The organism is Roseateles albus, from assembly GCF_028595345.1.
GTDB lineage: Bacteria > Pseudomonadota > Gammaproteobacteria > Burkholderiales > Burkholderiaceae_C > Paucibacter_A > Paucibacter_A albus.
In genome coordinates this window covers 1-2,204 of record NZ_JAQQXT010000030.1, presented here as the reverse complement: position 1 = coordinate 2,204, position 2,204 = coordinate 1, and the positions used below count along the sequence as shown (strand labels likewise).

Genomic DNA, 2,204 nt, shown 5'->3' with positions numbered 1-2,204 from the left:
CGGACTTTCCAGGGCAGCAACGGAACTTCCACCACGATCAAGGCCGACCCGACAGTCATCACGGACTTTGCGGCTGGCCCGGGCATGGACGTGCTCGACTACTCGGATCTGCTGCGCAACGGCGCGCTGAGCTATGACGGGTCAAACCCGTTCACCTCCGGCTTCTTGAAGCTTACCCAGTCAGGCGCCGACGCAATCTTGAGCTTTGATGCTGACGGCGCTGCTGGCTTGCAGCAGGCGCCCACAGTGGTTGCGGTGCTCAAAGGTTTGAACATCACAAGTTTGGTGGCCGGCAACTTCAATCCCAACTTTCCGATCGATGGCATCACGCGGATCAATACTGCGCCGACCGGTGAAGTAACGGTCAATGGCCAGGCCATTCAGGGCGAAACCTTAGTGGTGACTCATACCTTGGCCGATGTGGACGGCATGGGGCCAGTCACTTATCGCTGGCAGGCTGATGGCGTGCAGATTGCCGGCGTTAGCGGTGATTCGCTGACCCTGACGCAAGCGCAGGTGGGTAGGGCCATCTCGGTCGTTGCGCACTACGCCGACGGGCTCGGCAAGGCGGAGGCTGTGGGCAGCGCCGCAACAGCCACCATCGCCAACATCAACGATGCGCCGACCGGCATCATCACGATCAACGGCAAGGCTGAACAGGGCCAGACCTTGACGATTACCAGCACTTTGGCCGATGCCGATGGTCTGGGTGCATTGAAGTACCAATGGTCTGCCGACGGTCAAGCAATTGCTGGAGCCACGGCCAGCACTTTCAAGTTGTCGCAGGCCGAGGTGGGCAAAGCGGTCAGTGTGAAGATCAGTTATGTTGATGGCTTCGGAGCGGCGGAGAGTCTGTCGAGCGGTGCGAGCGCCTTGGTGTTGAATGTCAACGACGCGCCCGAAGTGAAGCACGCGCTGGCCGACCAACTGACTGCAGTTGGTCAGTTGTTCAGCTTTGCAGTGCCTGCAGACGCCTTTGCTGATGCGGACCCTGGCGATACCTTGACCTACTCGGCAGCGCTGGCCGACGGATCGGCGCTGCCGGCCTGGTTGAGCTTTAACGCTTTGACTCGCACGTTCAGCGGTACACCGGGCGAAGGTGATATGGCGCCGCTGCAGATTCGCGTTACCGCGACAGACCCCAGTGGAGCCAAGGGCAGCGATGACTTCATGATCAGCCCACCCAGTTTCATCTTCGGCACTGAAGCCGCCGATGTGCTGACCGGGACGTTCTTGAATGACACCATCGTGGGCTTGGGTGGCAATGACACTATTGACGGCGGTGCTGGTGATGACCGCATCGACGGCGGAGACGGGGATGACCGCCTGATCGGCAACTTCGGCAATGACACGCTCTTGGGCGGCGCGGGCAACGACACGTTGAGCGATGAGCAAGGCACGAACGTGCTGGACGGCGGCGCTGGCAACGACAGCCTGACGGCGCAGTCGCTGACGGGCAATCAGACTCTGATCGGCGGACTGGGCAATGACAGCTTGACCGCGACGGGTGTTCGAGTCGACCTGAATGGTGGCGAAGGCGATGACCAGCTCAATGTGAATAGCCAGTTTTTGCAATCTGGCAGCTACGGCACCGTTCAAAACGGCGTGGCTGTTCTTGACGGCGGCACTGGCACTGACTATTTGAATGTCACGGGCTACAGCGATGCCACCCTGCGGGGGGGCGAGGGCAATGACAGTCTTGGCGGCTCCGCGAACCAGTTGGTCGCTATGGACGGTGGTGATGGGAACGACAACTTGCGCGCGGAGCAGTCAGAAGTGGTGGATCTTTCCGGTGGAGCCGGCAATGACACCTTGAGCGTGAATGACTACAGCCTTAAAACAAAAATAGCTGACCTAGCGGGAGGCAGTGGCGACGATAGGTTGGAGCTCTTTCTCAACAACATGAATTACGGCGCCACCAGTACGGGACGGACGGCGAACTTGGATGGTGGCGACGGCGATGACATCATCAACGCCAACATCACACTGACGACATCGGTAGGGCAGACAACAACGACGTTGCTGGGTGGCGCAGGCAATGACCGGCTGACGGTCACCGACAACGGGGCCGGCTATGCCAATCCGGCGATGCCGGGCATGACCAGTAGCTCAGGTATTGCCTACGCCAGCCTGGACGGCGGCGACGGTAACGATATCTTGTCGGCCGGCGGCGTGTTGCAGTTGAGCATGACGGGTGGTGCTGG

The 2,204-nt window shown here is 60.2% G+C and carries 1 protein-coding gene; it reads left to right on the top strand.

Features of this window, described 5'->3' with window-relative positions; all coding sequences use genetic code 11:
• Positions 1-2,204, top strand: a 2,204-nt coding sequence (locus PRZ03_RS23620) for a putative Ig domain-containing protein (protein ID WP_273602551.1), incomplete at both ends; no start/stop codon positions are given.